Source organism: Streptomyces sp. NPDC001492, assembly GCF_053597275.1.
The window spans coordinates 22,313-48,728 of sequence record NZ_JBSFHW010000007.1; the positions used below are offsets into that span (position 1 = coordinate 22,313).

At 71.0% G+C, this 26,416-nt stretch carries 23 protein-coding genes; 16 read left to right on the forward strand and 7 right to left on the reverse strand.

Annotated elements, in window-relative coordinates; translation table 11 throughout:
* Window positions 1–8: 8 nt before the first annotated feature.
* Window positions 9–1,127 carry a phosphoserine transaminase gene (gene serC, locus ACWC1K_RS11325; protein WP_450830404.1) on the reverse strand — a complete coding sequence of 373 codons (1,119 nt, stop codon included), beginning with the start codon at window positions 1,125–1,127 and terminating at the stop codon, window positions 9–11.
* Window positions 1,128–1,288: 161 nt separating this feature from the next.
* Here serC and ACWC1K_RS11330 point away from each other — a divergent pair, with 161 nt between their 5' ends.
* The 4 genes from ACWC1K_RS11330 to ACWC1K_RS11345 all read left to right on the forward strand — a co-directional run bounded on the left by ACWC1K_RS11330 (window position 1,289) and on the right by ACWC1K_RS11345 (window position 6,076).
* The gene (locus tag ACWC1K_RS11330) at window positions 1,289–4,249 is read left to right on the forward strand and encodes an FAD-binding and (Fe-S)-binding domain-containing protein (protein ID WP_450830406.1); all 2,961 of its coding nucleotides are present in this window, start codon (window positions 1,289–1,291) and stop codon (window positions 4,247–4,249) included.
* 190 nt (window positions 4,250–4,439) lie between these two features.
* Entirely contained in the window at window positions 4,440–5,369 is a 930-nt protein-coding gene (locus ACWC1K_RS11335) for an EamA family transporter (protein WP_450830407.1), read from the forward strand.
* Window positions 5,370–5,456: 87 nt separating this feature from the next.
* The gene (locus ACWC1K_RS11340) at window positions 5,457–5,819 is read left to right on the forward strand and encodes a DUF6247 family protein (RefSeq protein ID WP_450830409.1); all 363 of its coding nucleotides are present in this window, start codon (window positions 5,457–5,459) and stop codon (window positions 5,817–5,819) included.
* Window positions 5,816–6,076, forward strand: coding sequence for a hypothetical protein (locus ACWC1K_RS11345; RefSeq protein ID WP_450830411.1), 261 nt, complete (start codon window positions 5,816–5,818; stop codon window positions 6,074–6,076). The genes ACWC1K_RS11340 and ACWC1K_RS11345 overlap by 4 nt, the downstream gene beginning before the upstream one ends.
* 65 nt (window positions 6,077–6,141) lie before the next feature.
* Here ACWC1K_RS11345 and ACWC1K_RS11350 read toward each other — a convergent pair whose 3' ends face one another.
* Genes ACWC1K_RS11350 through ACWC1K_RS11360 form a run of 3 tightly spaced genes read right to left on the reverse strand, consistent with a single transcriptional unit; the run spans window position 6,142 to window position 7,623 of the window.
* Complete coding sequence (locus tag ACWC1K_RS11350; RefSeq protein ID WP_450830413.1) at window positions 6,142–6,540, reverse strand: DUF6234 family protein; 399 nt, start codon at window positions 6,538–6,540, stop codon at window positions 6,142–6,144.
* Between the two features lie 47 nt (window positions 6,541–6,587).
* The gene (locus ACWC1K_RS11355) at window positions 6,588–6,785 is read right to left on the reverse strand and encodes a DUF397 domain-containing protein (protein WP_450830414.1); all 198 of its coding nucleotides are present in this window, start codon (window positions 6,783–6,785) and stop codon (window positions 6,588–6,590) included.
* Complete coding sequence (locus tag ACWC1K_RS11360; RefSeq protein ID WP_450830416.1) at window positions 6,763–7,623, reverse strand: helix-turn-helix domain-containing protein; 861 nt, start codon at window positions 7,621–7,623, stop codon at window positions 6,763–6,765. Before ACWC1K_RS11360 ends, ACWC1K_RS11355 begins: the two co-directional genes overlap by 23 nt.
* A gap of 104 nt (window positions 7,624–7,727) precedes the next feature.
* On the opposite strand from ACWC1K_RS11360, the gene ACWC1K_RS11365 reads away from it, so the two are divergent.
* From ACWC1K_RS11365 to ACWC1K_RS11400, 8 genes are all read left to right on the forward strand, one after another.
* Entirely contained in the window at window positions 7,728–8,525 is a 798-nt protein-coding gene (locus ACWC1K_RS11365) for a TIGR03084 family metal-binding protein (RefSeq protein WP_450830417.1), read from the forward strand.
* Window positions 8,522–10,213, forward strand: coding sequence for an acyclic terpene utilization AtuA family protein (locus ACWC1K_RS11370; protein WP_450830418.1), 1,692 nt, complete (start codon window positions 8,522–8,524; stop codon window positions 10,211–10,213). The genes ACWC1K_RS11365 and ACWC1K_RS11370 overlap by 4 nt, the downstream gene beginning before the upstream one ends.
* Window positions 10,210–11,808 carry an acyl-CoA carboxylase subunit beta gene (locus ACWC1K_RS11375; RefSeq protein WP_450830419.1) on the forward strand — a complete coding sequence of 533 codons (1,599 nt, stop codon included), beginning with the start codon at window positions 10,210–10,212 and terminating at the stop codon, window positions 11,806–11,808. Before ACWC1K_RS11370 ends, ACWC1K_RS11375 begins: the two co-directional genes overlap by 4 nt.
* A gap of 5 nt (window positions 11,809–11,813) precedes the next feature.
* Window positions 11,814–13,667 (forward strand): ATP-binding protein, encoded by a 1,854-nt coding sequence (locus ACWC1K_RS11380; RefSeq protein ID WP_450830421.1) that lies wholly within the window; start codon window positions 11,814–11,816, stop codon window positions 13,665–13,667.
* An 82-nt stretch (window positions 13,668–13,749) separates the two neighbouring features.
* Window positions 13,750–14,886 carry an acyl-CoA dehydrogenase family protein gene (locus ACWC1K_RS11385; RefSeq protein WP_450830423.1) on the forward strand — a complete coding sequence of 379 codons (1,137 nt, stop codon included), beginning with the start codon at window positions 13,750–13,752 and terminating at the stop codon, window positions 14,884–14,886.
* 26 nt (window positions 14,887–14,912) lie between these two features.
* Window positions 14,913–16,490, forward strand: a complete 1,578-nt coding sequence (locus ACWC1K_RS11390; protein ID WP_450830424.1) for a 4-coumarate--CoA ligase family protein — start codon at window positions 14,913–14,915, stop codon at window positions 16,488–16,490.
* A complete protein-coding gene (locus ACWC1K_RS11395) occupies window positions 16,487–17,221 on the forward strand; it encodes an enoyl-CoA hydratase family protein (RefSeq protein WP_450830426.1) in 735 nt (244 codons plus the stop codon). The genes ACWC1K_RS11390 and ACWC1K_RS11395 overlap by 4 nt, the downstream gene beginning before the upstream one ends.
* Complete coding sequence (locus tag ACWC1K_RS11400) at window positions 17,209–17,832, forward strand: TetR/AcrR family transcriptional regulator (RefSeq protein WP_450830428.1); 624 nt, start codon at window positions 17,209–17,211, stop codon at window positions 17,830–17,832. The genes ACWC1K_RS11395 and ACWC1K_RS11400 overlap by 13 nt, the downstream gene beginning before the upstream one ends.
* Here ACWC1K_RS11400 and pdxH read toward each other — a convergent pair.
* Window positions 17,822–18,490, reverse strand: coding sequence for a pyridoxamine 5'-phosphate oxidase (gene pdxH, locus ACWC1K_RS11405; protein WP_450830429.1), 669 nt, complete (start codon window positions 18,488–18,490; stop codon window positions 17,822–17,824). The genes ACWC1K_RS11400 and pdxH overlap by 11 nt on opposite strands.
* A 305-nt stretch (window positions 18,491–18,795) precedes the next feature.
* Between pdxH and ACWC1K_RS11410 the strand changes: the two genes are divergently transcribed.
* Window positions 18,796–19,896, forward strand: coding sequence for a citrate synthase 2 (locus ACWC1K_RS11410; protein ID WP_450830430.1), 1,101 nt, complete (start codon window positions 18,796–18,798; stop codon window positions 19,894–19,896).
* A gap of 107 nt (window positions 19,897–20,003) precedes the next feature.
* Here the strand turns inward: ACWC1K_RS11410 and ACWC1K_RS11415 are convergent, their stop codons facing one another.
* On the reverse strand, window positions 20,004–21,032 hold the full coding sequence (locus tag ACWC1K_RS11415) for an isopenicillin N synthase family dioxygenase (RefSeq protein ID WP_450830432.1): 1,029 nt from the start codon (window positions 21,030–21,032) through the stop codon (window positions 20,004–20,006).
* Window positions 21,033–21,575: 543 nt separating this feature from the next.
* Here ACWC1K_RS11415 and ACWC1K_RS11420 point away from each other — a divergent pair.
* A complete protein-coding gene (locus ACWC1K_RS11420; protein WP_450830433.1) occupies window positions 21,576–22,403 on the forward strand; it encodes a GNAT family N-acetyltransferase in 828 nt (275 codons plus the stop codon).
* Between the two features lie 135 nt (window positions 22,404–22,538).
* Window positions 22,539–23,945, forward strand: coding sequence for a PAS domain-containing protein (locus tag ACWC1K_RS11425; protein WP_450830434.1), 1,407 nt, complete (start codon window positions 22,539–22,541; stop codon window positions 23,943–23,945).
* Window positions 23,946–24,140: 195 nt separating this feature from the next.
* Here the strand turns inward: ACWC1K_RS11425 and ACWC1K_RS11430 are convergent, their stop codons facing one another.
* Window positions 24,141–24,896 carry an SIS domain-containing protein gene (locus ACWC1K_RS11430; protein WP_450830436.1) on the reverse strand — a complete coding sequence of 252 codons (756 nt, stop codon included), beginning with the start codon at window positions 24,894–24,896 and terminating at the stop codon, window positions 24,141–24,143.
* A gap of 225 nt (window positions 24,897–25,121) precedes the next feature.
* On the opposite strand from ACWC1K_RS11430, the gene ACWC1K_RS11435 reads away from it, so the two are divergent.
* The gene (locus ACWC1K_RS11435; RefSeq protein ID WP_030941023.1) at window positions 25,122–25,814 is read left to right on the forward strand and encodes a metal-dependent transcriptional regulator; all 693 of its coding nucleotides are present in this window, start codon (window positions 25,122–25,124) and stop codon (window positions 25,812–25,814) included.
* The last annotated feature ends 602 nt before the right edge of the window (window positions 25,815–26,416 follow it).

Sequence of the window (26,416 nt, forward strand, 5' to 3'; positions counted from 1 at the left end):
CGCGGGAGTTACAGCTTCTCGATCACGTAGTCGATGCACTTCGTCAGTGCCTCGACGTCCGCCGGGTCGATCGCCGGGAACATCGCGACGCGCAGCTGGTTGCGGCCCAGCTTGCGGTAGGGCTCGGTGTCGACGATGCCGTTGGCGCGCAGCACCTTGGCGACGGCGGCCGCGTCCACCTCGTCGGTGAAGTCGATCGTGCCGATGACCTGGGAGCGCTTGGCCGGGTCGGTGACGAACGGGTTGGCGTACTTGATGTCCTCGGCCCAGCCGTAGAGGGTGCGGGCGGAGGTCGCCGTGCGGCGGACCGACCAGTCCAGGCCGCCCTGGCCGCCCAGCCACTCCAGCTGCTGGTTCAGCAGGAAGAGGGTGGCGAGGGCCGGGGTGTTGTACGTCTGGTTCTTGCGGGAGTTGTCGATCGCCGTGGGGAGCGAGAAGAACTCGGGCACGTGACGGCCGGAGGCGTGGACGCGCTCGGCGCGCTCGATCGCTGCCGGGGAGAAGACGCCGATCCACAGGCCGCCGTCGGAGGCGAAGGACTTCTGCGGGGCGAAGTAGTAGACGTCCGTCTCGGACACGTCCACCGGGAGGCCGCCGGCGCCGGAGGTGGCGTCGACCAGGACCAGGGCGCCCTCGTCGGCGCCGGCCACGCGCTTGATCGGCATGGCGACACCGGTGGAGGTCTCGTTGTGGGTGAAGGCGTAGACGTCGACGCCCGCCTCGGCCTCCGGCTCCGGATGCGTGCCCGGGTCGCTCGCGATGACGGTCGGCTCGGCCAGCCAGGGGGCCAGCTTGGCCGCCTTGGCGAACTTGGAGGAGAACTCGCCGAAGTTGAGGTGCTGCGACTTGTTCTCGATCAGGCCGTGCGTCGCGATGTCCCAGAACGCGGTGGAGCCGCCGTTGCCGAGGATCACCTCGTAGCCCTCGGGCAGGGAGAACAGCTCACTGATGCCCTCGCGCACCTTGCCGACCAGGTTCTTGACCGGGGCCTGGCGGTGGGAGGTGCCGAGGAGGGAGGTACCGGTCGCGGCCAGCGCGTCCAGCGCTTCCGTCCGCACCTTGGAGGGGCCCGCGCCGAAACGTCCGTCGGCGGGCTTGATGTCAGCGGGAATCTGGATCTCAGCCACGGGGTGAGGTTAGCTGTTTCGGGAAACATGGGTGAAACCTCGTCCGTCGGGTGAGACGGCGGTGTCGTGCGCGTCGGAACTGGGGGCTGCGCCCCCAGACCCCCTCCTTCGGCCTGAACGGCCTCGTCCTCAAACGCCGGACGGGCTGAGAGGCTGGCCCCATGGTGGATCTCGAGGCACGTTTGCGCGAGGTCGTCCGGGGTGAGGTGCGGTTTGACGTTGCCGCCCGGGCGCTGGTCACGATGGACGCGTCCAACTATCGGCGTGTCCCGCTGGGGGTGGTTGCCCCGAGGGACGCCGACGACGTGGCCGCCGTGCTGGAGGTCTGCCGGGCGCACGGCGTGCCCGTCGTGCCGCGTGGTGGCGGCACCTCGATCGCCGGACAGGCGACCGGTACCGGTGTCGTGCTGGACTTCACCCGGCACATGGACCGGATCGTGTCGCTGGACCCCGAGGCCCGTACCGCCGTCGTCCAGCCGGGGCTCGTCCTGGACCGGCTCCAGGAGGCCGCCGCGCCGTACGGGCTCCGGTTCGGGCCCGATCCCTCCACGCACAGCCGCTGCACGCTCGGCGGCATGATCGGCAACAACTCGTGCGGCTCGCACTCGGTGGCGTGGGGGACCACCGCGGACAGCGTGCGGGAGCTGGACGTGATCACCGGGCGCGGGGAGCGGCTGCGGCTCGGGCAGGGGTGGGCCGGGGCGCCGGACGGCTTGCGGGGGCTGGTCGAGGGGGAGTTGGCTCGGCTGCGGACCGGGTTTCCGGAGCTGCCCCGCCGTATCTCCGGGTATGCGGTGGACGCGCTGCTGCCGGAGAAGGGGGCCGATGTCGCCCGTTCCTTCTGCGGGAGCGAGGGCACGCTGGGGGTGCTGACCGAGGCCGTCGTACGGCTTGTCGAGGCGCCACGCGCGCGTGCGCTGGCCGTGCTGGCGTACGGCGATGAGAGTGCGGCGGCGGAGGCCGCGGCCGGGCTGCTGCCATGGGGGTCCCCCCGCTCGAGCGAAGCCGAGAGTGGGGGAGGGCCGCTGACGGTGGAGGGGATGGCGGCCGATCTGGTGCCGTCCACGGCCGGGCTGCCGCGGGGCGGGGCCTGGCTGTTCGTGGAGACCGGCGGGGAGACGGAGGCGGAGGCACGCGCGCGTGCCGAGGCGATCGTGCGGGCCGCCGATGTCGTCGACTCGCTCGTCGTCACCGATCCGGGCGGGCAGCGGGCGCTGTGGCGGATCCGGGAGGACGCCAGTGGTACGGCGACCAGGATGCCGGACGGGAGCGAGGCCTGGCCGGGCTGGGAGGACTGCGCGGTGCCGCCCGCGCGGCTCGGCGCCTATCTGAGGGACTTCAGGCGGCTGCTGACCTCCCATGGGCTGCGCGGCACCCCGTACGGGCACTTCGGGGACGGCTGCATCCATGTCCGTATCGACTTCGACCTGCTGAGCGAGGCGGGCGTCGGGCGGTTCCGGCGGTTCTCGCAGGAGCTCGCGGACGTCGTCGTGGCGCACGGCGGATCGCTGTCCGGGGAGCACGGGGACGGGCAGGCGCGGGCGGAACTGCTCCCGAGGATGTACGGCGAGGACATGGTCGCCCTCTTCGGGCGGGTGAAGGGCGTCTGGGACCCGGACGACCTCCTCAACCCCGGCATGCTGGTCCGTCCGGCCCCGCTCGACGCGAACCTCCGTTTCTCCGTGCTGCCGCGCGAGCCCGTCGACGTGGCCTTCGGCTACCCGGCCGACCGCGGCGACTTCTCGGCGGCGGTCCGGCGCTGCGTCGGCGTCGCCAAGTGCCGTACGACCTCGGCGCCCGGGGCGTCCGTCATGTGCCCGTCCTTCCGGGCGACCGGCGAGGAGGAGCACTCCACGCGCGGGCGTGCCCGGCTGCTGCACGAGATGCTGGCCGGCGAGGTCGTCACCGACGGCTGGCGGTCGGCGGAGGTGCGGGACGCGCTCGACCTGTGCCTGTCCTGCAAGGGGTGCCGCTCCGACTGCCCGGTCGGGGTCGACATGGCCACCTACAAGGCGGAGTTCCTGCACCACCACTACGCGGGGCGGCGCCGCCCGGCCGCGCACTACAGCATGGGACGGCTGCCGGTGTGGCTGCGGCTGGTGGCCCGCACGCGCACCGCCCGGCTGGTCAACTTCCTCGCCTCGGTGGGCCCGCCCGCGGCGCTCGCCAAACGGCTGGGCGGGATCGCGCCCGAGCGGGAGCTTCCCCGGGTGGCGCCGGAGACGTTCAGCCGGTGGTTCGGGCGCCGGGCAAGGGCGCGGGAACGGCGGATGATCCGCGAGCTGGGGCTGGCGTACGAAGAGCCCATGGGCAGGCCTGTGCTGCTGTGGCCGGACACCTTCACGGAGCACCTCTCGCCGGAGGTGGGGAAGGCGGCCGTGCGGGTCCTGGAGGCGGCCGGACTGACGCCGGTCCCGCTGCCGAAGCTGCCCCGGCACAGCAAGGAGACCCAGGAGGAGGACGGCGTCATCTCGTACACCCTCCGTCTGCGGCCGGCCCGGCGCCACCCCGTCTGCTGTGGGCTGACGTACCTTTCGACCGGCCAACTCGACCGCGCCCGCGAGGTGTTGCGCCGCACCCTCGACCAGCTCGACGTCCTGGTCGCCCCCGTCGCGGCCGAGACCTTCGCGCCCCTGGTCGTCCTGGAGCCCAGCTGCGCCGCTGCCCTGCGCACGGATCTGCCGGAGCTGCTGCACGACGATCCGCGCGCCGCCCGCCTCGCCGCCTCGGTCATGACCTTCGCGGAGGCCCTGGAACGCCTCGCCCCCGACTGGACCCCACCGCGGCTCGACCGTCCGGTCACCGGCCAGACCCACTGCCACCAGCATGCCGTCCTCGGTGACAGTGCGGACCGCCGTCTGCGCGAAGCCGCGGGGCTGACTGGGGAGTTGGCGGGCGGCTGCTGCGGTCTGGCGGGCAACTTCGGCTTCGAGAAGGGCCATTACGAGGTGTCGGCGGCCTGCGCGGAGGAACAGCTGCTGCCGGGGGTGCGGGGCGCGGCGGAGGGGACGGTCGTACTGGCGGACGGCTTCTCCTGCCGGACGCAGTTGGAGCAGCTGGCCGGGGTGCGTGGGAGGCATCTGGCCGAGGTGTTGGCGGAGAGCTTGGCGGAGGAACTGTAGGAGCGGTTTCCCCGACGGCCGCCCTTCTTCCACGAGAAGGAGCCCTGGCCCGGCATCTGTGGCTGCCGTGTCCACCATTCAGGACAGCTGCAAAACGGGTTCACACGCCTGACTGAGTCTACTACCCTGGACCTGGCAGTACATCTCGATGAACAAGTCGTGAATCCGCAGCCGAGCACCTGGACCGCCCGTGACCAGCCCCAGCGCCACCACCTCTCCGTCAGCGGTGCACACCCCGACGGCCCCGCACCGACGAGGCTCCCTCGGCCCGGTCGGCCTGGTCCTGTCCGGGGGCGTCTCGGTGCAGTTCGGCGCCGCCCTGGCGGTGAACCTGATGCCGCGGGCGGGCGCGCTCGGCGTGGTCACCCTGCGCCTTCTCGCCGCGGCCGTGGTGCTGCTGCTGGTCTGCCGGCCCCGGCTGCGCGGCCACTCGCGCACCGACTGGGGCACGGTGATCGTCTTCGGTATCACCCTGGGCACGATGAACGGCCTCTTCTACCAGGCGGTCGACCGCATCCCGCTCGGCCCGGCGGTCACCCTGGAGGTCCTCGGCCCGCTCGCCCTGTCGGTCCTGACCTCCCGCCGTGCGCTCAACGTCGTCTGGGCCGGACTCGCCCTCACCGGCGTCTTCCTGCTCGGCGGCGGAGGCTTCGACGGCCTCGACCCGCTCGGCGTCGCCTTCGCGCTGGGCGCGGGCGCCATGTGGGCGGCGTACATCGTCTTCAGTGCGCGTACGGGCCGACGGTTCCCGCAGGCGGACGGGCTGGCGCTGGCCATGGCGGTCGGGGCGCTGCTCATGCTCCCGCTGGGGATCGCCGAATCCGGCGCGAAGCTCACCGACCCGACGACGATCGCGCTGGGCTCGGCGGTGGCCATCATGTCCTCGGTGCTCCCGTACACCCTGGAACTCCTGGCCCTGCGCCGCCTCCCCGCATCCACCTTCGCGATCATGATGAGCCTGGAGCCCGCCCTCGCCGCGACCGCCGGATTCCTCATCCTCGGCCAGTCCCTCTCCGCCTGGCAGGCCGCCGCGATCGCCCTGGTCATCGGGGCGAGCATGGGGGCGGTGCGGACGCAGGTGGGGCGGGGGCGGGTGAAGGCGCCAGAGGTGGATTTCTGAAGGTTGACGGGGCATGGTTGTGTGCGGCGGCATTAGAGTCGGGCTCGTGGTGGGGAACGAGGACGCGGGTCGAGGAGAGAACGGCGCATGAGTCTGCAGCACACCGAGGCGTCGGGAGACGCGCCGCTGATCCCCCGACCCGAGCGCACCCCGGCAGCGTTGCGCGCTGCCTGTGCCGTCGTTGCTCCTCAGCTGGTGGCCGCGTACGACCAAGCCAAGGACCAGGCACTTGCGGAAGCCGTCGCACACGGCTCGTTGGGGCCCGTTCACGCGTACCTTGCCCACTGGGCGGCCCTGATCGAGATCGAGCGACATCCCGGGGCGGCAAAGGCGTACCACCGCGCCGAGTATCTCGGCCACATCGCGGCAGAGCCGACTGCGGCCCGCGAACACCTGACCGTCGCCAGCGACATCTATCGCGCCGCGGCCGAAGCGGTGCGCGCAGAGTGAACTGGCACTGGGAGTACGTCCCGGACGAGGAAACCGTGGCGGCCGGGGCGCCGCCCGCGTTCCTGGCCGAGGTGGAGAAGAAAGCCGATGAACTGGTCCGGGCCGCCGAAGCCCTCTATCTCCACGGGCCGGACTATCAGGGAGCGGACGAGGGGGCGAAGCACGCTTTCGTGGCCAGCGGCTTCTTCGTCTACATGATCACTCCGCGTTCGGAACTCATCACCATCTGGCAAGTGACCCCTGATCCGCTCAGCTGAAGGGGTGGCGGCGCGCCGGGCGTAGCGCGCCTTATGTTCAGCGTTTCGCGTCCAGCAATTCACGTTCAACAGCCCGCGCTGTAGCGGACACAACCGGGCGGCGGGGAGTGGTCGTGGTTCCACTCGCGCTGCGCGGCCGTCAGCGCTCCGCCGGCCAGGAGCGCCACCAGCAGGTGCGCGACCACCGTCCAGCGGGCACGGAAGACGCCCGCGACGACCGCCAGGACGAGTACGGCGATCAGCAGTTCCCGCAACCGCTCCATGTGCGCGAGGGCTGCCGCGTCGATCCGCGCCTGGTCGCCCTGCGCCGCCCATACCTCCAGCCCGTAGCCGTATATCCAGTCCAGCACGAGCCACCCGGCCTCCAGCAGGAACAGCGGGATCGCGAGGGCGAGGTCCACGCCCAGCCGCGTTCTGCGCGACCAGGGGAGTCGGCGGGCCGGGCGTACGAGGGTGTCGGTCATGCGTGCAGCGTGCCGCGCCGGGCGGCGACACGCATGAGCACCTGTACTCAGGCGCGGGGGTTCTCGGCGGTGCCTCGGACGAAGGCGGAGAAGGCGGCGGGGCTGAGGGTGAGGATCCCTGCCGGGGGGTTCTTGGAGTCGCGGACGGCTATCGCGGCTCTGTGGGGGGTGAGGTCGGCGACCTCCACACAATCACCGCCGCTGCTGCCGCTGTACGACGACTTACGCCACTGCACTCGCGTCACGTCCAGGTTGCTCCCCATAGCGTTCCTCCATCACGCGGGCGATCAGGGCGGCCGAGTCCCTAGGCGAGAGGGCAGCGGCCTGCAAGCGAGCGTAACCGACCGAACGCTCCTTGATCACTGCCGGATTGGCCGTCATGTGCCCTTGGTCGTAGCTCTCGGAGTAGTGCAGATCCGGGTCGTTCTCGAAGCGCAGGAGGTTGAACGAGCCCATCATCGCTGCATGCTGTCCCGCAGAGAACGGCAGCACCTGGATCTCCAGCCATGGGCGGCCGAACAGGCTGAGGAGATACGCCAGTTGGTTACGCATGACCTCTCGGCCGCCGATCTCCCTGTACAGCACGGCCTCGTCCAATACGACCCACAGCACAGGCGGCTCCTTCCGCTGCAGGATGTGCTGTCGGTCCTGGCGCGCAGCGACCAACTCATCGAGCCGTTCCGTGTGCTCCACGCCGATGACAGCCCGTGCGTACTCCTCCGTCTGCAGCAGTCCATAGATCAACTGGCACTGATACGTGGAGATGTACGCCGCCCGCGCCTCCATCTCCGCATACGGCTGAAACCAACTCGGCAACTGATTCCGCAGAACCAGCCCCACCAACCGCGAAAACGTCCCGTCCGTCCCCAGCGCCGCATCCACCCGCTCGGAGAACTCCCGCGTCGGCACCCTCAGCGTCGTCTCGACCTGGCCGACCAACGACCCCGTACAGAACACGATCGAACCGAGCGCCTGTTGGGTCAGCCCCGCCGCCTCCCGAGCGCGCCGTAGCTCGAAGCCGTAGTAGTCCAGCGGTGACGCACTGGGATCAAGTTCGCGGATATGCACGGCGACCACCTCCATTCACTAAGAGTAGTCACTCGACTGCAAACAGGTCCCAGGCCTGTGGAAAACAAATTAATGCAAGCATGCTTGCTTGTTTCTGGTGGCGCTGCCATGCTCGCCCCATGGCTGACCCGACGCCCGTGATCGACGATCTCTGCGCGGAGAGCGAGGAACTCGACCTGCTCGTGGCCGAGTTGAGCCCGGAGCAGTGGGCGCTCGCGACCCCGGCGCCCGGCTGGACCGTCGCCCACCAGATCGCGCACCTCGCCTGGACCGACCACTCCTCGGTGCTGGCCGTGACCGACCAGGACGCCTTCGCCCGCGAGGTCGAGAAGGCGCTGGCCCAGCCCGGCGACTTCGTCGACAACGGCGCGGAGGAGGGCGCCGGGAAGCCGCCCGAGCAGTTGCTCGCGGACTGGCGGGCCGGGCGCAAGGCTCTGGCCGACGCACTCCGGGCCGCACCCGACGGAGCCCGCTTCCCCTGGTACGGCCCCCCGATGTCCACCGCCTCCATGGCCACCGCCCGCCTCATGGAGACCTGGGCGCACGGCGGGGACGTGGCGGACGCGCTGGGTGTGGCGCGCACCCCCACCGACCGGCTCCGGCACATCGTCCGCCTCGGCGTCCGTACCCGCGACTTCGCCTTCGGCGTGCACGGACTGACTCCGCCGTTCGAGGAGTTCCGTGTCGAACTGACCGCCCCGAGCGGCGAGTTGTGGGTGTACGGGCCTGAGGACGCCGACGGCCGCGTCACCGGCCCCGCCCTCGACTTCTGCCGCCTGGTCACCCAGCGCGCCCACCGCACCGACCTGGCCCTGCACGCAGAGGGCTCCGAGGCCGACCGCTGGCTGGACATCGCCCAGGCCTTCGCGGGCCCGCCGGGTGACGGACGCCCGCCGAAGGGCGGCGGCACCGCATGACGGCGACCCTGCGCATCGGCAACGCCTCCGGCTTCTACGGCGACCGTTTCGACGCCATGCGCGAGATGCTCACCGGCGGTGAGCTGGACGTGCTGACCGGCGACTATCTCGCCGAGCTGACCATGCTGATCCTGGGCCGCGACCGCCTGAAGGACCCCGCCGCCGGATACACCCGCACCTTCCTGCGCCAGCTGGAGGAGTGCCTCGGCCTCGCCCACGAACGCTCCGTCAAGATCGTCACGAACGCCGGCGGCCTCAACCCCGCCGGACTCGCCGACGCTGTACGGCAGTTGGCCGACCGGCTGGGCATCCCCGTTCGCGTCGCCCACGTCGAGGGCGACGACCTCAAAGCCCGCTACCCCCACAGCCTCGCCGCCCACGCCTATCTCGGCGGCTTCGGCATCGCGGCCTGCCTCCGGGAGGGCGCGGACGTGGTCGTCACCGGGCGCGTGACGGACGCGGCGCTGGTCACCGGGCCCGCCGCCGCCCACTTCGGATGGGCCCGGACGGACTACGACCGGCTCGCGGGGGCCGTCGTCGCCGGGCATGTGCTGGAGTGCGGGGCGCAGGCCACCGGCGGGAACTACGCCTTCTTCAGTGAACGCGCGGGTGAGCTCCGGAGACCCGGCTTCCCCCTCGCCGAGATCCACGAGGACGGCAGCTGCGTCATCACCAAACACCCCGGCACCGGCGGTTTCGTCGACGTCGGCACGGTCACCGCGCAGCTGCTGTACGAGACGGCCGGCGCCCGCTATGCGGGACCGGACGTGACGGCCCGCCTGGACACCGTCCGCCTCACCCAGGACGGCCCCGACCGCGTCCGCGTCGAAGGCGTGCGCGGCGAGGCCCCGCCGCCCACCCTCAAGGTCGGCCTCAACCGCCTCGGCGGCTTCCGCAACGAGGTCGCCTTCGTCCTCACCGGCCTCGACATCGAGGCCAAGGCGGCCCTCGTACGGGAACAGATGGAGGCCGCCTTCGCAGACGCCAAGTCCCGGCCGCATGAGGCGAGTTGGGACCTCGTCCGCACCGACCGTCCCGACGCCCCGACCGAGGAGACGGCGAGCGCGCTGCTCCGGCTCGTCGTGCGGGACCCGGACGAGCGGCTCGTGGGGCGGGCGCTGAGCGGAGCGGCCGTAGAGCTGGCATTGGCCAGCTACCCCGGCTTCCATGTGCTGGCGCCACCCGGAAAGGGCGCGCCTTATGGGGTTTTCGAGGATGTGTACGTCCCCCATGGTGCCGTCGACCACGTGGCAGTCCTCTACGACGGGCGCCGGGTTCCTGTGGCTCCGGCACAGGACACCCTCGTACTCGAAGACCTCCCGAGCCCCGAGTCGCCCGAACCGCTCCGGGACGGGCCCACCCGGCGCGCCCCGCTCGGCCTGGTCGTCGGCGCCCGCAGCGGCGACAAGGGCGGCAACGCCAATGTGGGCGTGTGGGTGCGGACGGACGAGGCCTGGCGGTGGCTCGTCCACGAGCTGACGGCGGACCGTTTCCGCGAGCTGCTCCCGGAGTGCCGCGAGCTGCCCGTCACCCGGCACGTGCTGCCGAACCTGCGCGCCCTCAACTTCGTCGTCGAGGGCATCCTCGGCGCGGGCGTCGCCGCCCAGCACCGTTTCGACCCGCAGGCCAAGGCCCTCGGCGAATGGCTGCGCTCCCGCCACCTGGACATCCCGGAGGCCCTCCTGTGACCGTTCTGCCGACCACCCTGGACACCACCGGCCCGGACTACCGGGCGGCCCGCGAGGCCATGCTCGCCAAGCTGGCCGACCTCGACGCCGAGCACGCCAAGGCCCTTGCGGGCGGCGGCGAGAAGTACGTCGAACGGCACCGCAGGCGCGGAAAGCTGCTCGCCCGCGAGCGCATCGAACTGCTCCTCGACCCGGACACGCCCTTCCTGGAGCTGTCCCCGCTCGCCGCCTGGGGCAGCGAGTACGCGGTGGGCGCCTCGCTCGTCACCGGCATCGGCGTGGTGGAGGGGGTCGAATGCCTGATCACCGCCAACGACCCGACCGTACGCGGCGGCGCCAGCAACCCCTGGTCGCTGAAGAAGGCCCTGCGGGCGAATGACATCGCGCTCGCCAACCGCCTCCCCTGCATCAGCCTGGTGGAGTCGGGCGGCGCCGATCTGCCCTCCCAGAAGGAGATCTTCATCCCCGGGGGTGCCATCTTCCGGGACCTGACGAGGCTGTCGGCGGCCGGCATCCCGACCGTCGCCGTCGTCTTCGGGAACTCGACCGCCGGAGGCGCGTACATCCCCGGCATGTCCGACCACGTGATCATGGTCAAGGAACGCGCGAAGGTCTTCCTCGGCGGCCCGCCCCTGGTCAAGATGGCGACCGGCGAGGAGAGCGACGACGAGTCGCTGGGCGGCGCCGAGATGCACGCGCGCGTGTCGGGTCTCGCCGACTACTTCGCCGTCGACGAGCCGGACGCGCTGCGCCAGGCCCGCCGGGTGGTCGCCCGCCTCAACCACCGCAAGGCGTACGGCGATCCGGGACCGGCCGAGCCGCCCAAGTACTCCGCCGACGAGCTGCTGGGCATCGTTCCGGAGGATCTCAAGACCCCCTTCGACCCGCGCGAGGTCATCGCCCGGATCGTCGACGCCTCCGACTTCGACGAGTTCAAACCGCTGTACGGGGCGAGTCTGACGACGGGCTGGGCCACGCTCCACGGCTATCCCGTGGGGGTGCTGGCGAACGCCCAAGGGGTTCTCTTCTCCGAGGAGTCCCAGAAGGCCGCCCAGTTCATCCAGCTGGCCAACCAGCGCGACATCCCGCTCCTGTTCCTGCACAACACCACCGGCTACATGGTCGGCAAGGAGTACGAGCAGGGCGGCATCATCAAGCACGGCGCGATGATGATCAACGCGGTCTCCAATTCGAAGGTGCCCCATCTGTCGGTCCTGATGGGTGCCTCCTACGGCGCCGGTCACTACGGCATGTGCGGCCGCGCCTACGACCCCCGCTTCCTGTTCGCCTGGCCCAGCGCCAAGTCGGCCGTCATGGGCCCGCAGCAGCTGGCCGGCGTCCTGTCCATCGTCGCCCGGCAGTCGGCGGCCGCGACGGGCCGGCCGTACGACGAGGACGGCGACGCCGCCCTGCGCGCCATGGTGGAGCAGCAGATCGAGTCCGAGTCGCTGCCGATGTTCCTGTCCGGGCGGCTCTACGACGACGGCGTCATCGACCCCCGCGACACCCGCACGGTCCTGGGCCTGTGCCTGTCCGCCATCCACACCGCTCCGTACGAGGGTGCGCGCGGCGGCTTCGGCGTCTTCCGGATGTGAGGCTCATGATTACGTCTGTTCTGGTGGCGAACCGCGGCGAGATCGCCTGCCGTGTCTTCCGCACCTGCCGTGAGTTGGGAATCCGGACGGTCGCGGTGCACTCCGACGCCGACGAAAACGCCCTCCACGCGCGCGTGGCCGACACGGCGGTACGGCTGCCCGGCGCGGCGCCCGCGGACACGTACCTGCGCGGCGACCTGATCGTGAAGGCGGCCGTCGCCTCCGGCGCGGACGCCGTCCACCCCGGCTACGGCTTCCTCTCCGAGAACGCCGACTTCGCCCGCGCCGTCATCGACGCCGGCCTGACCTGGATCGGACCGCCCCCCGAGGCGATCGAGGCGATGGCGTCCAAGACGCGCGCCAAGGAGCTCATGGGCATCGCCTCCCTGGAACGAGGGCGGATCACCGAGGCCGATCTGCCGGTCCTGGTGAAGGCGGCCGCGGGCGGCGGAGGGCGCGGGATGCGCATCGTGCGCCGCCTGGAGGACCTCGACGCCGCCCTGGAGGGCGCACGGGCCGAGGCCGCGAGCGCCTTCGGCGACGGAGAGGTCTTCGTCGAGCCGTACCTGGAGCACGGCCGTCACGTAGAGGTCCAGGTCCTCGCCGACACCCACGGCACGATCTGGACCCTGGGCACCCGCGACTGCTCCCTCCAGCGCCGCCACCAGAAGGTCATCGAGGAGGCCCCGGCACCCGGCCTCCCGGACAGCCTCGTCGAGGACCTGTACGCGCTGTCGACACAGGCCGCGTGCGCCGTCGCCTACGAGGGCGCGGGCACCGTCGAGTTCCTGGTCGCCGACGGCCGCGCGCACTTCCTGGAGATGAACACCCGCCTCCAGGTCGAACACCCCGTCACGGAGGCGGTCTTCGGCATCGACCTGGTGGCCTTGCAGATCCGCGTCGCCGAAGGCCACCGCCTGGAGAAAGACCCCCCACGCGCGCGTGGCCACGCGATCGAGGCCCGTCTCTACGCCGAGGACCCGGCGAACGACTGGACCCCGCAGACCGGCACCCTGCACCGCCTGACCGCCGCCGAAGGCATCCGCCTGGACACCGGCTACGGCGACGGAGACGACATCGGCGTCCACTACGACCCCATGCTCGCCAAGGCCGTCGCCCACGCCCCCACCCGCGCGGAGGCCGTCCGCGGACTCGCCGGCGCCCTGGAGCGCACCACGATCCACGGCCCCACCACCAACCGCGACCTCCTCGTCCGCTCCCTGCGCCACCAGCAGTTCACCTCGGCCGCCATGGACACGGCCTTCTACGACCACCACCTCCCCGAACTGACCCGCATGGGGACGGGTGACCCCTGCGCCCCCCTGGCCGCCGCCCTCGCGGACGCCCGCTCCCACCCCTCCCGCTTCGGCGGCTTCCGCAACCTCCCCTCCCAGCCGCAGACCAAGCGGTACGCCATGGCGGGCGAGGAACACGAGGTCCGCTACCGCCACACGCGGGCGGGCCTGGAGGCGGACGGGGTACGGGTCGTCCACGCGGACGCGCGTCTCGTCGTACTCGAAGTGGACGGCGTACAGCGGAAGTTCGAGGTGGCACGGTACGGCGACGAGGTGTACGTGAACACCACGCGCCTGACCGCCCTGCCCCGCTTCCCCGACCCGACGACCCAGCACGCCCCGGGCTCCCTCCTCGCGCCCATGCCGGGCACGGTCGTCAAGGTCGCCGAGGGGCTGGCCGCAGGAGCGCCGGTACAGGCCGGAGAGCCCCTCCTGTGGCTGGAGGCAATGAAGATGCAGCACAAGATCACAGCGCCGGTCACCGGCACGCTGACGGCTCTGCAGGTGGTACCTGGCCAACAGGTGACGGTCGGCTCATTGCTGGCAGTGGTGGAGGAGACGTAGGGGCGCGGGACTGCATCAATATGCGGCTACCGCCGCGTGAGCGCGACCAGCCACACACAACCCGCACCCCGAAGGAGTCGAGATGGCCCACATCGAATCCGAAGAACAAAAAGCCCTCCGCTCAGCGGTCGCCGCCCTAGGCAAACGCCACGGCCGCACCTTCGACCGAGAAACCCTCTGGTCAGAGGCAGCAAAGCTCGGCTACCTAGGCGTCAACCTGCCGGAGGCACACGGCGGCGGAGGCGGCGGAATCGCCGAACTCTCCATCGTCCTGGAAGAACTCGGCGCCGCGGGCTGCCCCCTCCTCATGATGGTCGTGTCCCCGGCGATCTGCGGCACAGTGATCGCCCGCTTCGGCACCGAGGACCAGAAACGCACATGGCTCCCGGGCCTCGCCGACGGCACCCGAACCATGGCCTTCGGCATCACAGAACCAGATGCCGGTTCCAATTCGCACCGCATCACGACCACGGCCCGCCGCGACCCCGACACCGGCGACTGGCTCCTCACCGGCCGCAAGGTCTTCATCTCCGGCGTCGACATCGCCGACGCCACCCTGATCGTCGGCCGCACAGAAGACGCCCGCACCGGCAACCTGAAACCCTGCCTGTTCATCGTCCCCCGCGACGCCGAAGGTTTCACCCGCCGCCAGATCGACATGGAACTCCACGCAGCCGAGAAGCAGTTCGAGCTGACCCTGGACGACGTACGCCTCCCGGCCGACGCCCTCGTCGGCGACGAGGACGCAGGCCTGCTCCAGCTCTTCGCCGGCCTCAACCCCGAACGCATCATGACCGCCGCCTTCGCCATCGGCATGGGCCGCTACGCCCTCGCGCAAGCGATCACCTACGCCCGCGACCGCACCGTCTGGAAAACCCCCATCGGCGCCCACCAGGCCATCGCCCACCCCCTCGCCCAGGCGCACATCGACCTCGAACTCGCCCGCCTGATGATGCAGAAAGCAGCCCACCTGTACGACGCCGGAGACGACGTCGGCGCAGGTGAGGCCGCCAACATGGCCAAGTACGCGGCCGGCGAGGCCTGTGTCCGGGCCGTCGACCAGGCCGTGCACACCCTCGGCGGAAACGGCCTGACCCGTGAATTCGGACTCGCCTCGTTGATAACAGCCGCACGCGTGGCTCGTATTGCTCCGGTGAGCCGGGAGATGATTCTCAACTACGTCTCCCACCAGACTCTGGGCCTTCCCAAGTCGTACTAGACCGTCGTGGCCGCCTTGGAGGAACCGTGTTCCGCAGCGAGTACGCAGACGTTTCGCCCGTAGAGCTCCCCATCCACGAAGCAGTGCTGGGCCGGGCCGCCGAGTACGGTGACGCGCCCGCCCTCATCGACGGAACCGACGGCACCACCCTCACGTACGAGCAACTGGACCGCTTCCACCGGCGCATGGCGGCCGCGCTCGCCGAGGCCGGGGTACGCAAGGGCGACGTGCTCGCCCTGCACAGCCCCAACACCGTCGCCTTCCCGACCGCCTTCTACGCGGCCACGCGCGCTGGTGCCACCGTCACCACCGTGCACCCCCTGGCCACCGCCGAGGAGTTCGCCAAGCAGCTGAAGGACTCGGCGGCCCGCTGGATCGTCACCGTGTCACCCCTGCTGGAAACGGCACGCAGGGCCGCCGAACTCGCGGGCGGCGTCGAGGAGATCTTCGTCTGCGACAGCGCGCCCGGACACCGGTCGCTGATCGACATGCTGGCCTCCGCCGCTCCCGAACCGGAGGTCGCCATCGACCCGGCGGAGGACGTCGCCGCACTGCCGTACTCCTCGGGCACCACCGGCATCCCGAAGGGCGTCATGCTCACGCACCGCCAGATCGCCACCAACCTCGCCCAGCTCGAACCCGTCATGCCGTCCGGCCCCGGCGAACGCATCCTCGCCGTCCTGCCCTTCTTCCACATCTACGGCCTGACGGCCCTCATGAACGCCCCCCTCAGGCAGGGCGCCACGGTCGTCGTCCTGCCGCGCTTCGAACTCGAAACCTTCCTCGCGGCCATCCAGAACCACCGCATCACCAGCCTGTTCGTGGCCCCGCCCATCGTCCTGGCCCTCGCCAAGCACCCGCTGGTCGCCCAGTACGACCTCTCGTCCCTTAAGCACGTCATCAGCGCCGCCGCCCCCCTGGACGCCCAGCTCGCCGCCGCCTGCTCCGAGCGGCTCGGCCTGCCACCCGTCGGCCAGGCCTACGGCATGACGGAACTGTCACCCGGCACCCATGTCGTCCCCCTCGACGCCATGCACGAGGCGCCCCCCGGCACCGTCGGCAAACTCATCCCGGGCACCGAGATGCGCATCGTCTCCCTCGACGACCCCGGCAAGGACCTCGGCGCCGGCGAGTCCGGCGAGATCCTCATCCGCGGCCCCCAGATCATGAAGGGCTACCTCGGCCGCCCCGACGCCACCGCCGCCATGATCGACCCGGACGGCTGGCTGCACACCGGAGACGTCGGCCACGTCGACAGCGACGGCTGGCTGTTCGTCGTCGACCGCGTCAAGGAACTCATCAAGTACAAGGGCTTCCAGGTGGCCCCCGCCGAACTCGAAGCCCTCCTGCTCACCCACCCGGGCATCACCGACGCGGCCGTCATCGGCGTCTACAACGACGACAACAACGAAGTCCCGCACGCCTACGTCGTCCGCCGGCCCACCGCCACCGACCTCTCCGAAGGAGAAGTCATGATGTACGTCGCCGAACGCGTCGCCCCCTACAAACGCGTCCGCCGGGTCACCTTCATCGACGGCATCCCGCGGGCCGCCTCCGGCAAGATCCTCCGCCGCGAACTCCGGGAACTCCAGGAGCGCACATGACGCTGATCGGACGCACACGCGCGCGTGGCATCGAGACCCTCAGCCTCGACTCCCCGGCCAACCGCAACGCACTCTCCGCAGCGCTCGTGGGAGAGCTGGCCGACGCACTGACGGACTGCGCCAAGGACACCGACGTACGCGCGATCGTCCTCACCCACACCGGCAACACGTTCTGCGCGGGCGCCGACCTCCGCGACCCTCCGGCCCCCGACGCCCTGGTCGGACTGCTGCGGCAGATCGTCGAGCTGCGCAAACCGGTCCTGGCCCGCGTCACCGGCCATGTGCGCGCAGGCGGCCTGGGCCTGCTGGCCGCCTGTGACATCGCCGCCGCCTCGACGCAGTCCACCTTCGCGTTCACCGAGGTACGCATCGGAGTGGCCCCCGCGGTCATCTCCCTGCCGTTGCTGCCCCGCACCGACCCCCGGGCCCTCGCCCGCTACTACCTCACCGGCGAACGTCTCGACGCGACCGAGGCGGCCCGCATCGGCCTCCTGACCGCCACCGGCGACGACGTGGACGCCGTACTGGAACAGATCCTGGACGGACTGCGCCGGGCCGCCCCGCAGGGCCTGGCCGAGACGAAAGCGCTGCTCACAGCTAAGGTGCTCGAAACATTCGACCGGGACGCGGCCGACCTCACCGCGCTCTCGGCCCGGCTGTTCGCCTCCCCGCAGGCCCGCGAGGGGATGACGGCCTTCCTGGAACGACGGGATCCCACATGGGTGCTGTGACCACCGACAACGGCGTCGACCGCGCCGACCGCGTACCCAAGCAGGACCGCAGCCGGGCCACCCGGCAGCGCCTCCTGGAAGCCGCCGTGGCCTGCCTCGCCGAACACGGCTGGGCAGGCTCCACGGTCTCCGTCGTGGCCGAACGCGCCGGCGTCTCCCGCGGCGCCGCCCAACACCACTTCCCCACCCGCGAGGACCTCTTCACGGCAGCCGTCGAATACGTCGCCGAGGAACGCTCGACGGCGCTGCGCGCCCTGTTCCCGCAGGGAGCGGCCGGAGACCGACGGGCGGTCGTGTCGGCCCTCGTCGACCTCTACACCGGCCCGCTGTTCCGGGCGGCGCTGCATCTGTGGGTCGCCGCCTCCAACGAGGAACAGCTCCGTCCGCGCGTCACCGAACTGGAGGCGCACGTCGGCCGCGAGACCCACCGCATCGCCGTGGACCTCCTCGCCGCCGACGAATCCCGCCCCGGCGTACGCGAAACCGTCCAGGGCCTCCTGGACATGGCCCGCGGCCTCGGTCTCGCCAACCTGCTCACGGACGACACCGGGCGCCGGGAGCGGGTCGTCGCCCAGTGGGCGGCCATCCTGGACCGGGAACTCAGGGACTGAGCCGCTCCACCCGCCACCCCCCGTCCGCCTCCGCCCCATACCGCAACCGGTCGTGCAGCCGGTTCTCGCGGCCCTGCCAGAACTCCACCGCCTGCGGGGCGACCCGGAAACCACCCCAGTTCGGGGGCACCGGGACCTGCTCGCCCTCCGGGTAGCGGGCGGCCAGCTCGGCATACGAGGCGTCCAGGTCGGCGCGGGTGGAGATCACACTCGACTGGGCGCTGGCCCAGGCGCCGAGCTGCGAACCGTGCGGACGGGTGCGGAAGTAGGCGGCGGTCTCGTCGCGGCCGGTGCGGCGCGCGATGCCCGTGACGATGACCTGGCGGGCCATCGGATGCCAGGGGAACAGGAGCGAGACGTACGGGTTCTCCGCCAGGTCGCGGGCCTTGCGGGAGTCGTAGTTGGTGTAGAAGACGAAACCCTGCTCGTCGAAGTGCTTCAGCAGTACGGTGCGGGAGGTCGGGTGGCCCTCGGCGTTCGCCGTGGAGACGACCATGGCGTTCGGCTCGAAGAGATGGGCCTGCGTCGCGGCCTGCTGGAACCAGCGCGCGAACTGCGCCACCGGAGTGGCGGCCAGATCGGACTCGGCGAGGCCCTCGGCCCGGTACTGCTTGCGCATGGAGGCGGGCTCGAGGGGGACGGCGTCTCGGTCGGTCACCCGGTCATCCTGCCGTATGCGCAGGTGCCGTTCCGCATGGTGTCCGTCATGATTTCGGCAGGGGCACTCGTCGTATACGACGAGCGACCGTGGCACTGAGTGCCGCGAAGCCTCCCCAAAAATGGCACTCAGGGATATCGTGCTGGGTGCGTTCTGGTTGAGCGACCAGCCGCGCGGGGCATGACCAGGGTGGCCACCCAGGACCGCGAGTCGCACGAACCGACCGGGGATCCAGCGGCCGAGCCGCCGTTTCTGCAGTACATCTGCCGTACCCATCCGTCGTACACATCACGAGGAGCCGCCTGATGTCCGACTTCGTACCCGGACTCGAGGGAGTCGTCGCGTTCGAGACGGAGATCGCCGAACCGGACAAGGAGGGCGGCGCCCTCCGGTACCGGGGCGTCGACATCGAGGACCTGGTCGGTCACGTCTCCTTCGGGAACGTGTGGGGGCTGCTCGTCGACGGCGCCTTCAACCCCGGCCTGCCGCCCGCCGAGCCGTTCCCGATCCCCGTGCACTCCGGCGACATCCGCGTGGACGTCCAGTCGGCGCTGGCCATGCTGGCACCCGTCTGGGGTCTCAAGCCCCTCCTGGACATCGACGCCGAGCAGGCCCGCGCCGACCTCGCCCGAGCCGCCGTCATGGCCCTCTCCTACGTCGCCCAGTCGGCCCGCGGCCAGGGCCGGCCCATGGTTCCGCAGCGGGAGATCGACAAGGCCCACTCGATCACCGAGCGCTTCATGATCCGCTGGCGGGGCGAGCCCGACCCCAAGCACGTCGCCGCCGTCGACGCCTACTGGACCTCCGCCGCCGAGCACGGCATGAACGCGTCCACCTTCACGGCCCGCGTCATCGCCTCCACCGGGGCGGATGTCGCCGCGGCGCTCTCCGGGGCCGTAGGAGCGATGTCCGGCCCGCTGCACGGCGGCGCGCCCTCCCGGGTCCTCGGCATGATCGAGGAGATCGAGCGGACCGGCGACGCGGAGGCCTACGTCAAGCAGGCCCTCGACAAGGGCGAGCGGCTGATGGGCTTCGGACACCGCGTGTACCGCGCCGAGGACCCACGCGCGCGCGTGCTGCGGCGTACGGCCCGCGAGCTGGGCGCACCGCGGTTCGAGGTCGCCGAGGCACTGGAGAAGGCCGCGCTGGCGGAGCTGCACGCGCGGCGCCCGGATCGCGTCCTCGCCACGAACGTCGAGTTCTGGGCGGCGATCGTGCTCGACTTCGCCGAGGTGCCCGCGCACATGTTCACCTCGATGTTCACATGCGCCCGTACGGCCGGCTGGTCGGCGCACATCCTGGAGCAGAAGCGGACGGGCCGGCTGGTGCGACCGTCCGCGCGGTACGTGGGTCCGGGCGTGCGCCGTCCTTCGGAGATCGAGGGCTACGAGGGCATCGCCCACTGAGTGGGGTGGCTTGGGAGCGCGGGCGACTGCGGGTCGGAGGCGGCTTGTCGCGCCCATGCGGCGGAGCCGCATGGTGATGCAGCCCCGCGCCCCTTATGGGGCGCTTTTCACGCCGGAGTCAGCAAGTTCCCGTGGTGTCGTTCCGCCACCAGGGGATGGGCCCTCAGTTTGCCCTTGAGCTCGTTGTAGCCGTATTCGGCGAAGAGGGGGTTCGCCGGGTCGTCGGTCACGCCGGGTGCGGTGGAGGCGTGCGGGAAGGGCAGGGGCTTGATGCGCGCGTCCAGGCGAGGGTTGTAGAAGAAGGGCACGGAGAAGCGCTCCGTGGCACCCGCCGGGCTCACCACCCGGTGGTTGGTGGCGACGAGGTATCCGTTGGTCGCCACCTCCAGCAGTTCGCCGAGGTTGACGACGAAGGCGCCCTCCAGGGGCGGCACGTCATGGAACACGCCGTCCTCCCGTTGCACCTGCAGGCCGCCGACCTGGTCCTGCAGCAGGAGGGTCAGGAAACCGTAGTCCTTGTGGGCGCCGACGCCCTGGTCGGCGCCGTCACCAGCGGTTCCCGGGTACCGGACCAGCTTGGGGTGCGGGTGGGCGTGGGCGCCGAAGACCGGGTCGTAGAAGTCGGCCGGGGCGCCGATCGCGGTGAGCAGTTCGTGCAGCAGGCGCTGGGCGACGGCGCTCAGCCGGTCGATCCAGGCGAGCGCGGCGGTGCGCAGTTCGGGCAGGGCGGCGGGCCACTGGTTGGGGCCCTGCAGCCACCAGTAGGCGGGCTCCTCGGGGCCGGGCGTCCGGGCGGGGCGTTCGGCGCCTATGTCGAGCTGGTCACGCCAGTCGCGGGCGCCTGCGGTGCGCTCGTCGCCGGTGCGGGTGTAGCCGCGGAAGTGCGGCGAGTTGATGTTGTCGAGGGCGAGCCGGTCGGCCTCCGGAAGCCGGAAGAAGGCGTGCATGGCCCGCACGAGTTCGCCGGTCTCGTCAGGGCCGACTCCGTGTCCGACGAGCTGGAAGAAACCCACGTCGTGGGCGGCGCTGTGCAGCTGGGCGTGGAGCAGTGCACGGGCCTGGGGTCCGCGGTCGGCGGCCGAGAGGTCGATGATCGGGAGCTGCTGGTACGACGGGATCGTCGCGCTGTGCGTCATGGTGTGCGTCCGCAGGGTGTGCAGGGCAGGGGCGTCCGCCGAGGGTGGGGCGGGCCCGGTGCCGAAAAGGGTGAAGACGAAGGGGGCTGGGTCAGGCGGAGCGCCGACAGCCCGTGCTCGTGACGCGGACGTAGTCCACATGGCGGCGTCGAACGAGCAGAAGCATGTGCTCAGGGTACTGCTCGCCGAAGAATCTGTACGTGGTGCTGCTCACTGCCGCAGATCTCCCGCCCCCCCCGAGAACGCAGACGACCCCCGAGCTCGGGTTCCCCTGCCTTGCGGCGGGGGAGCCGGCCGGACGTACCGGCGAGCTCGCGGGTCGGGTGACTGCTTGGGATTGGGCCGGCTGCACGGTTCTCTCCCGTGCTGGTCCGGCACCGCACTCGGTGTGGTGGCGAGCCGCTAGCCCGCAGTCACCTCACGCGTCCGGTATTCATACATCTGCCGAACCACCTCCCTTCTCGTGTAGCCCACACCCTAGGAACCGCTCGGCGCACGATCAACCACTTTTTTGCCGGAGGCCGGTGACCTAGCTTTTCGACCATGACGGAGCGACGCGCGATCCTCAGCGGATCGACCTTCGAGGAGCGGATCGGTTACGCACGGGCCGTGGTCGACGGGGACTGGGTGCATGTGTCCGGGACCACGGGGTTCGACTACACGGCCATGACGATCTCGGACGACGTCGTCGAGCAGGCCGAGCAGTGCATACGGAACATCGGGGCGGCGCTCGCGGAGGCGGGGTGCGGGCTGGGCGATGTCGTGCGGGTGCGGTATCTGCTGCCCGAGAGGGACGACTTCGAGCCGTGCTGGCCGGTGCTGCGCAGGGCGTTCGGGGAGGTGCGGCCGGCGGCGACCATGATGGTGGTCGGGCTTGCGGATCCCCGGATGAGGATCGAGATCGAGGTGTACGCGCGGCGCCCGGCGCTGCGGATCGAGGCCGTGGGCTCCGAGGCCATGCTGGAGGAGTGGCGGTTCGTCCACAACGCGGTCGTGCCGCCTGCCGCCATGTCCCTGGACGAGGCGCGGGAGCGGCTCGGGCGTAATCGGCTGGCGAACGCGTATCTGGGGGATGTTCTCGTCGGGTGTTCGACCGTGCGGCCGCCGGCGGGTGACGAGGGTGTGGCCACGGTGATCGCGCGGGTGTTGCCCGGGTTCCGGGGGCGGGGGTTCGGGCGGGCGCTGTACGAGAAGGGGCTGGCGCACGCGCGTGTGCTGGGTGCCGGGGTGGTCGAGACGTGTGTGCTGGCGGCGAACGAGGGCGGGCTGCGGTTCGCCGAGAAGTGCGGTTTCGTGGAGACCGAGCGGTATGTGTTGGATGGTGAGAGCGATCTGTGGATTGATCTTCGGCTGGTGATGGCCGGATCATAGGGATCGGCGGGTGTTGCAACGATTCCCTCAATCTTGGGGGAACTCGGTGTGTGCTGCGTCACGTTCCAGTTAGATGATTGCGAGTGAGCGAACCGACGCGCCGTACGTGCGGACGCAGCTTGGCAGGGGGTCCAGGTGAGTGCTTCCCGGCGTAGTGGGACCACCGACGAGCTAGGGCCTGATGAGCCCGAGCGGGCCGGTCCGGTGGGCCCTGACGGCTCCGATCTGCTGGCCGCGCTGCTCGACGGGATGGATGCGGCGCTGTGTGCCTTCGACGCGGGCGGGGTCGTCACCCATTGGAATCGTGAGGCCGAGCGGATTCTGGGGTGGACCGCGGCCGAGGCGGTGGGCCGGCACGGTTTCGCGGGGTGGGCTGTGCGACCCGCGGATGCCGAGGAGGTCGAGAGGCGGCTGATGTCCGCCATGGAGGCCCCGGGGCGGCAGGTGCACGAGTTCGCGCTGCTGACGAAGGACGGCGGGCGGGTGCTGGTGCGGACGCAGTCCGCGGCGGTGCGCGGGCCCGACGGCAAGCCCGCGGGGGTGTACTGCGCCTTCAGCGAGGTGCATGCGCAGATCGATCTGGAGCGGTCGATCGCGTTGAGCGAGGCGTTGTTCGAGGACGCGAGCTGGGGGGTCGTGCTGGTCGATGCCGATCTGCGGCCCGCGGTGGTGAACGCCCATGCGGCGCGGGCGCTCGGTATCGGGCGTACGTCGGCGCTCGGGCGGCCGCTGGGGGAGTTGCTCGCCCAGGGCGTGGAGGAGCTGGAGAGCGCCCTCACGCATGTGCTCGCGGAGGGTGCGCCGCCGGCGCCGGCCGAGATCTGGGTGAGTGTGCGGACGCCGGAGGGCGATCAGCGGCGGTGCTGGCGCTGCGGCTTCGTACGGCTGGCGTCGCCGCTCGCGGAGGAGCCGGTGCCGTTGGGTGTCGCCTGGCTCTTCCAGGACGTGACGGAGGGCAAGCAGGGCGAGCAGGAGGCCGCGCTGCTGCGGTTCAGGACCAATCAGCTGCACCGGGCGGCCCGGGCGGCCGCGGAGTGCGAGGACCCGGGTGAGGCGGCGACCGTCCATCTGGACTTTGCGCTCGCCGGGTTCGCCGACCATGCGCTGATCGACCGGGTGGCGGGCGGTGCGGTGGCCGACGGGGCGGAGGAGGGTCCCGTACGGCTGGTGCGGGTCGCCGCGACGCCGTCCGGGACACCGGGGCCGAGCCTGCTGACCGGGCAGGCGGGGTTGCCGGTGCGGTACGGGCAGGGGCATCCGGCGTTGCAGTGCGTGGAGCGGACGGGGTCCGTGCGGGCGAGCGTGGGTGCGGTGCCGGCGGAGCAGGCGCGGGAGTGGGCGGCGGCTCGGCAGTGGCCGGCGGATGCCGTGCACGCGTTGTGTGCGGTGTTGCGGAGCCGGGGGCGGACGTTGGGCGTCGTGACGTTTCTGCGGGGGAGCGGGCGGAGTCAGTTCGAGCGGGTGGACGCGGTGTACGCGGAGGATGTCGCCGTACGGATTGCTGCGGCGTTGGATTTGGCGGGGGTTGTGGGGCGGGGGTAGCCGGCGTCTGCTTGGCGGGGCACGGCGGTGGGGTGAGCGGGGGTGGGTTTCGCTCGCCCGCGCTTGCGGGGTGCCGCCTCTCTTTGGGTCGGGAGCCGCCCCAGGCGGCACGCATGCCCGCAGGCTGGGGCGGTGATGCTGCCCGCAGGCCGGGGTGGGGACGGTTGCCCGCAGGCCGGCGACGCGGGGTGCTCGCTACTGCTGGTAGAAGATCCGGTCCCCGTACTCCTGCATCACGCGGCTGTTCCACTCGTGGCCGCCGTCCACGTTGCCGGACCGCAGCAGTGGCGGCTCGATGCCCCGCTCGGCGAGGGCGCCCGCTGCCGTGGCCATGACGGCCTGGAGGAGTGCGCTGGTGACGACCGTGGAGGCCGGGGCGAAGGGGGCGGGGATGGTGTCGAGGGTGAGGGTGGCGTCGCCGATCGGGATCTTGGAGTCGAGGACGATGTCGCAGTGGTCGCGCAGATAGGTGCCGGAGCTGTGCCGGGACCGGGTCTCGGTCGTGTACGCCACTGAGGTCACGCCGATGACCTTCACGCCGAGCTCGCGGGCGTGGATGGCCATTTCGACGGGGAGGGCGTTGCGGCCGGAGAGGGAGATGATCACCAGGGCGTCGCCGGCGCGGAGCGGCGAGGAGTCGAGGACGGCGGTCGCGAGGCCGTCGACGCGCTCCAGGGCGGAGCCCAGCGTGGCCGGCATCACGTCGACGCCGACGACGCCCGGTACGGCGAGCAGGTTCATCAGGGCGAGTCCGCCCGCGCGGTAGACGACGTCCTGGGCGGCGAGGGAGGAGTGACCGGCGCCGAAGGCGAAGAGCCGGCCGCCGCCGGTGACGGTGTCGGCGAGCAGGGCGCCGGCCGCCGTGATGGACTGTGCCTCCTCGTCCCGGACCCGTTGCAGGAGGTCGATCGCGGCGTCGAAGAACTGGTCGGCCAGTTTGCCGTCGCTCATGCGGGTCCTTCCGGGGCGGTGTGGGGGCCGGGCGCGGATGTGTCGCGGATCACCGTGCGGTCTGGACCAGTGCCGTGTCAATACGGGGGGTGAGTGCCGGGGCGTAACGCCGTGGTTCCAACGGCGAGGCACGGTTGTCAGTGGTATGCGTCAGAATTGAAGCCAGGGCCAGCGCACGCGCCGTGAAGCTGTCGTGCTTCCGGCAGATCTCATCGAGGGGCACGTATGTCCGGACTGATCGACACCACGGAGATGTATCTCCGCACCATCCTCGAGCTGGAGGAGGAAGGTGTGGTCCCCATGCGCGCCCGGATCGCCGAGCGGCTGGACCAGAGCGGGCCGACCGTCAGCCAGACGGTGGCGCGGATGGAGCGGGACGGCCTGGTGTCCGTCGCGACGGACCGTCATCTGGAGCTCACGGACGAGGGCCGCCGGCTCGCCACGCGCGTGATGCGCAAGCACCGGCTCGCCGAGTGTCTGCTGGTCGATGTGATCGGCCTGGAGTGGGAGCAGGTGCACGCGGAGGCCTGCCGCTGGGAGCACGTGATGAGCGAGGCCGTGGAGCGGCGCGTGCTGGAGCTGCTGCGGCACCCGACGGAGTCGCCGTACGGCAACCCGATCCCGGGTCTGGAGGAGCTGGGCGAGAAGGACGGCGCGGACCCGTTCCTGGACGAGGGCATGGTGTCGCTGGCCGATCTCGACCCGGGCGCGGACGGCAAGACGGTCGTGGTGCGCCGTATCGGTGAGCCGATCCAGACGGACGCGCAGCTGATGTACACACTGCGGCGGGCGGGTGTGCAGCCCGGTTCCGTGGTGAGTGTGACGGAGTCGGCGGGCGGTGTGCTGGTGGGCAGTGGCGGTGAGGCGGCCGAGCTGGAGGCGGATGTCGCCTCCCACGTGTTCGTCGCCAAGCGCTGAAACCGTCAACTTCCCCTGTTCCAGGGGAGTTTGAGGCGTCCTGCGGGCCGGTCGTCGATGTCTTCGGCGCCTGGATCCGGTGCGTCGAAATCGCAGCGCTCGGGCGTTTCGCGTGCGAGGCTGTCGCGTGAGGCATATGACCTGAGGGGGCCGGGAGGATGTGCCGCAGACGTGTGGAGGGCCCCGGCGCCGTGTGGCGCCGGGGCCTGTCCTCCCCTGTGCTGACCCGGAGCCCCGAGCTCTCAGGGTCATCCCCTTCGGACCGTTTTCCCCGAGCGGTCCGCCTCCCGCTGAAGATCTCCCCTCGGCGGCGGCGATCATTCCTCGGGCGAGGTCACTCGTACGAGGGGTGTTGCCCGCAGACACAGCATTTTCGAATACCCATTCGATAGTCTTCGGTGACGCGTCACGCGGAATGTGCGCTTCAGGAGTGGGCGCACCAGCACCGGGCGCACGAGAACCAAGCGCATAACAACCAAGCGCACAGGAACTGAGCTCACACGAAAAGGCAGCTGCACGGCACGGCAGGACACGGTTCACAGGACCGGCCGGCTCGAGCGGGAGCGAGGCGGTCCGAGCGGAGCTAGGGGGGTGCCAGGACG

What these genes read in the sequence shown, in the direction of transcription:
- ACWC1K_RS11330 (WP_450830406.1), top strand. Translation starts at nt 1,289, where the DNA reads ATGGTGGATCTCGAGGCACGTTTGCGCGAGGTCGTCCGGGGTGAGGTG.
- ACWC1K_RS11340 (WP_450830409.1), top strand. Translation starts at nt 5,457, where the DNA reads ATGAGTCTGCAGCACACCGAGGCGTCGGGAGACGCGCCGCTGATCCCC.
- ACWC1K_RS11350 (WP_450830413.1), bottom strand. Translation starts at nt 6,540, where the DNA reads ATGACCGACACCCTCGTACGCCCGGCCCGCCGACTCCCCTGGTCGCGC.
- ACWC1K_RS11360 (WP_450830416.1), bottom strand. Translation starts at nt 7,623, where the DNA reads ATGGAGGTGGTCGCCGTGCATATCCGCGAACTTGATCCCAGTGCGTCA.
- ACWC1K_RS11365 (WP_450830417.1), top strand. Translation starts at nt 7,728, where the DNA reads ATGGCTGACCCGACGCCCGTGATCGACGATCTCTGCGCGGAGAGCGAG.
- ACWC1K_RS11370 (WP_450830418.1), top strand. Translation starts at nt 8,522, where the DNA reads ATGACGGCGACCCTGCGCATCGGCAACGCCTCCGGCTTCTACGGCGAC.
- ACWC1K_RS11380 (WP_450830421.1), top strand. Translation starts at nt 11,814, where the DNA reads ATGATTACGTCTGTTCTGGTGGCGAACCGCGGCGAGATCGCCTGCCGT.
- ACWC1K_RS11385 (WP_450830423.1), top strand. Translation starts at nt 13,750, where the DNA reads ATGGCCCACATCGAATCCGAAGAACAAAAAGCCCTCCGCTCAGCGGTC.
- ACWC1K_RS11395 (WP_450830426.1), top strand. Translation starts at nt 16,487, where the DNA reads ATGACGCTGATCGGACGCACACGCGCGCGTGGCATCGAGACCCTCAGC.
- ACWC1K_RS11400 (WP_450830428.1), top strand. Translation starts at nt 17,209, where the DNA reads ATGGGTGCTGTGACCACCGACAACGGCGTCGACCGCGCCGACCGCGTA.
- ACWC1K_RS11410 (WP_450830430.1), top strand. Translation starts at nt 18,796, where the DNA reads ATGTCCGACTTCGTACCCGGACTCGAGGGAGTCGTCGCGTTCGAGACG.
- ACWC1K_RS11415 (WP_450830432.1), bottom strand. Translation starts at nt 21,032, where the DNA reads ATGACGCACAGCGCGACGATCCCGTCGTACCAGCAGCTCCCGATCATC.
- ACWC1K_RS11420 (WP_450830433.1), top strand. Translation starts at nt 21,576, where the DNA reads ATGACGGAGCGACGCGCGATCCTCAGCGGATCGACCTTCGAGGAGCGG.
- ACWC1K_RS11430 (WP_450830436.1), bottom strand. Translation starts at nt 24,896, where the DNA reads ATGAGCGACGGCAAACTGGCCGACCAGTTCTTCGACGCCGCGATCGAC.
- ACWC1K_RS11435 (WP_030941023.1), top strand. Translation starts at nt 25,122, where the DNA reads ATGTCCGGACTGATCGACACCACGGAGATGTATCTCCGCACCATCCTC.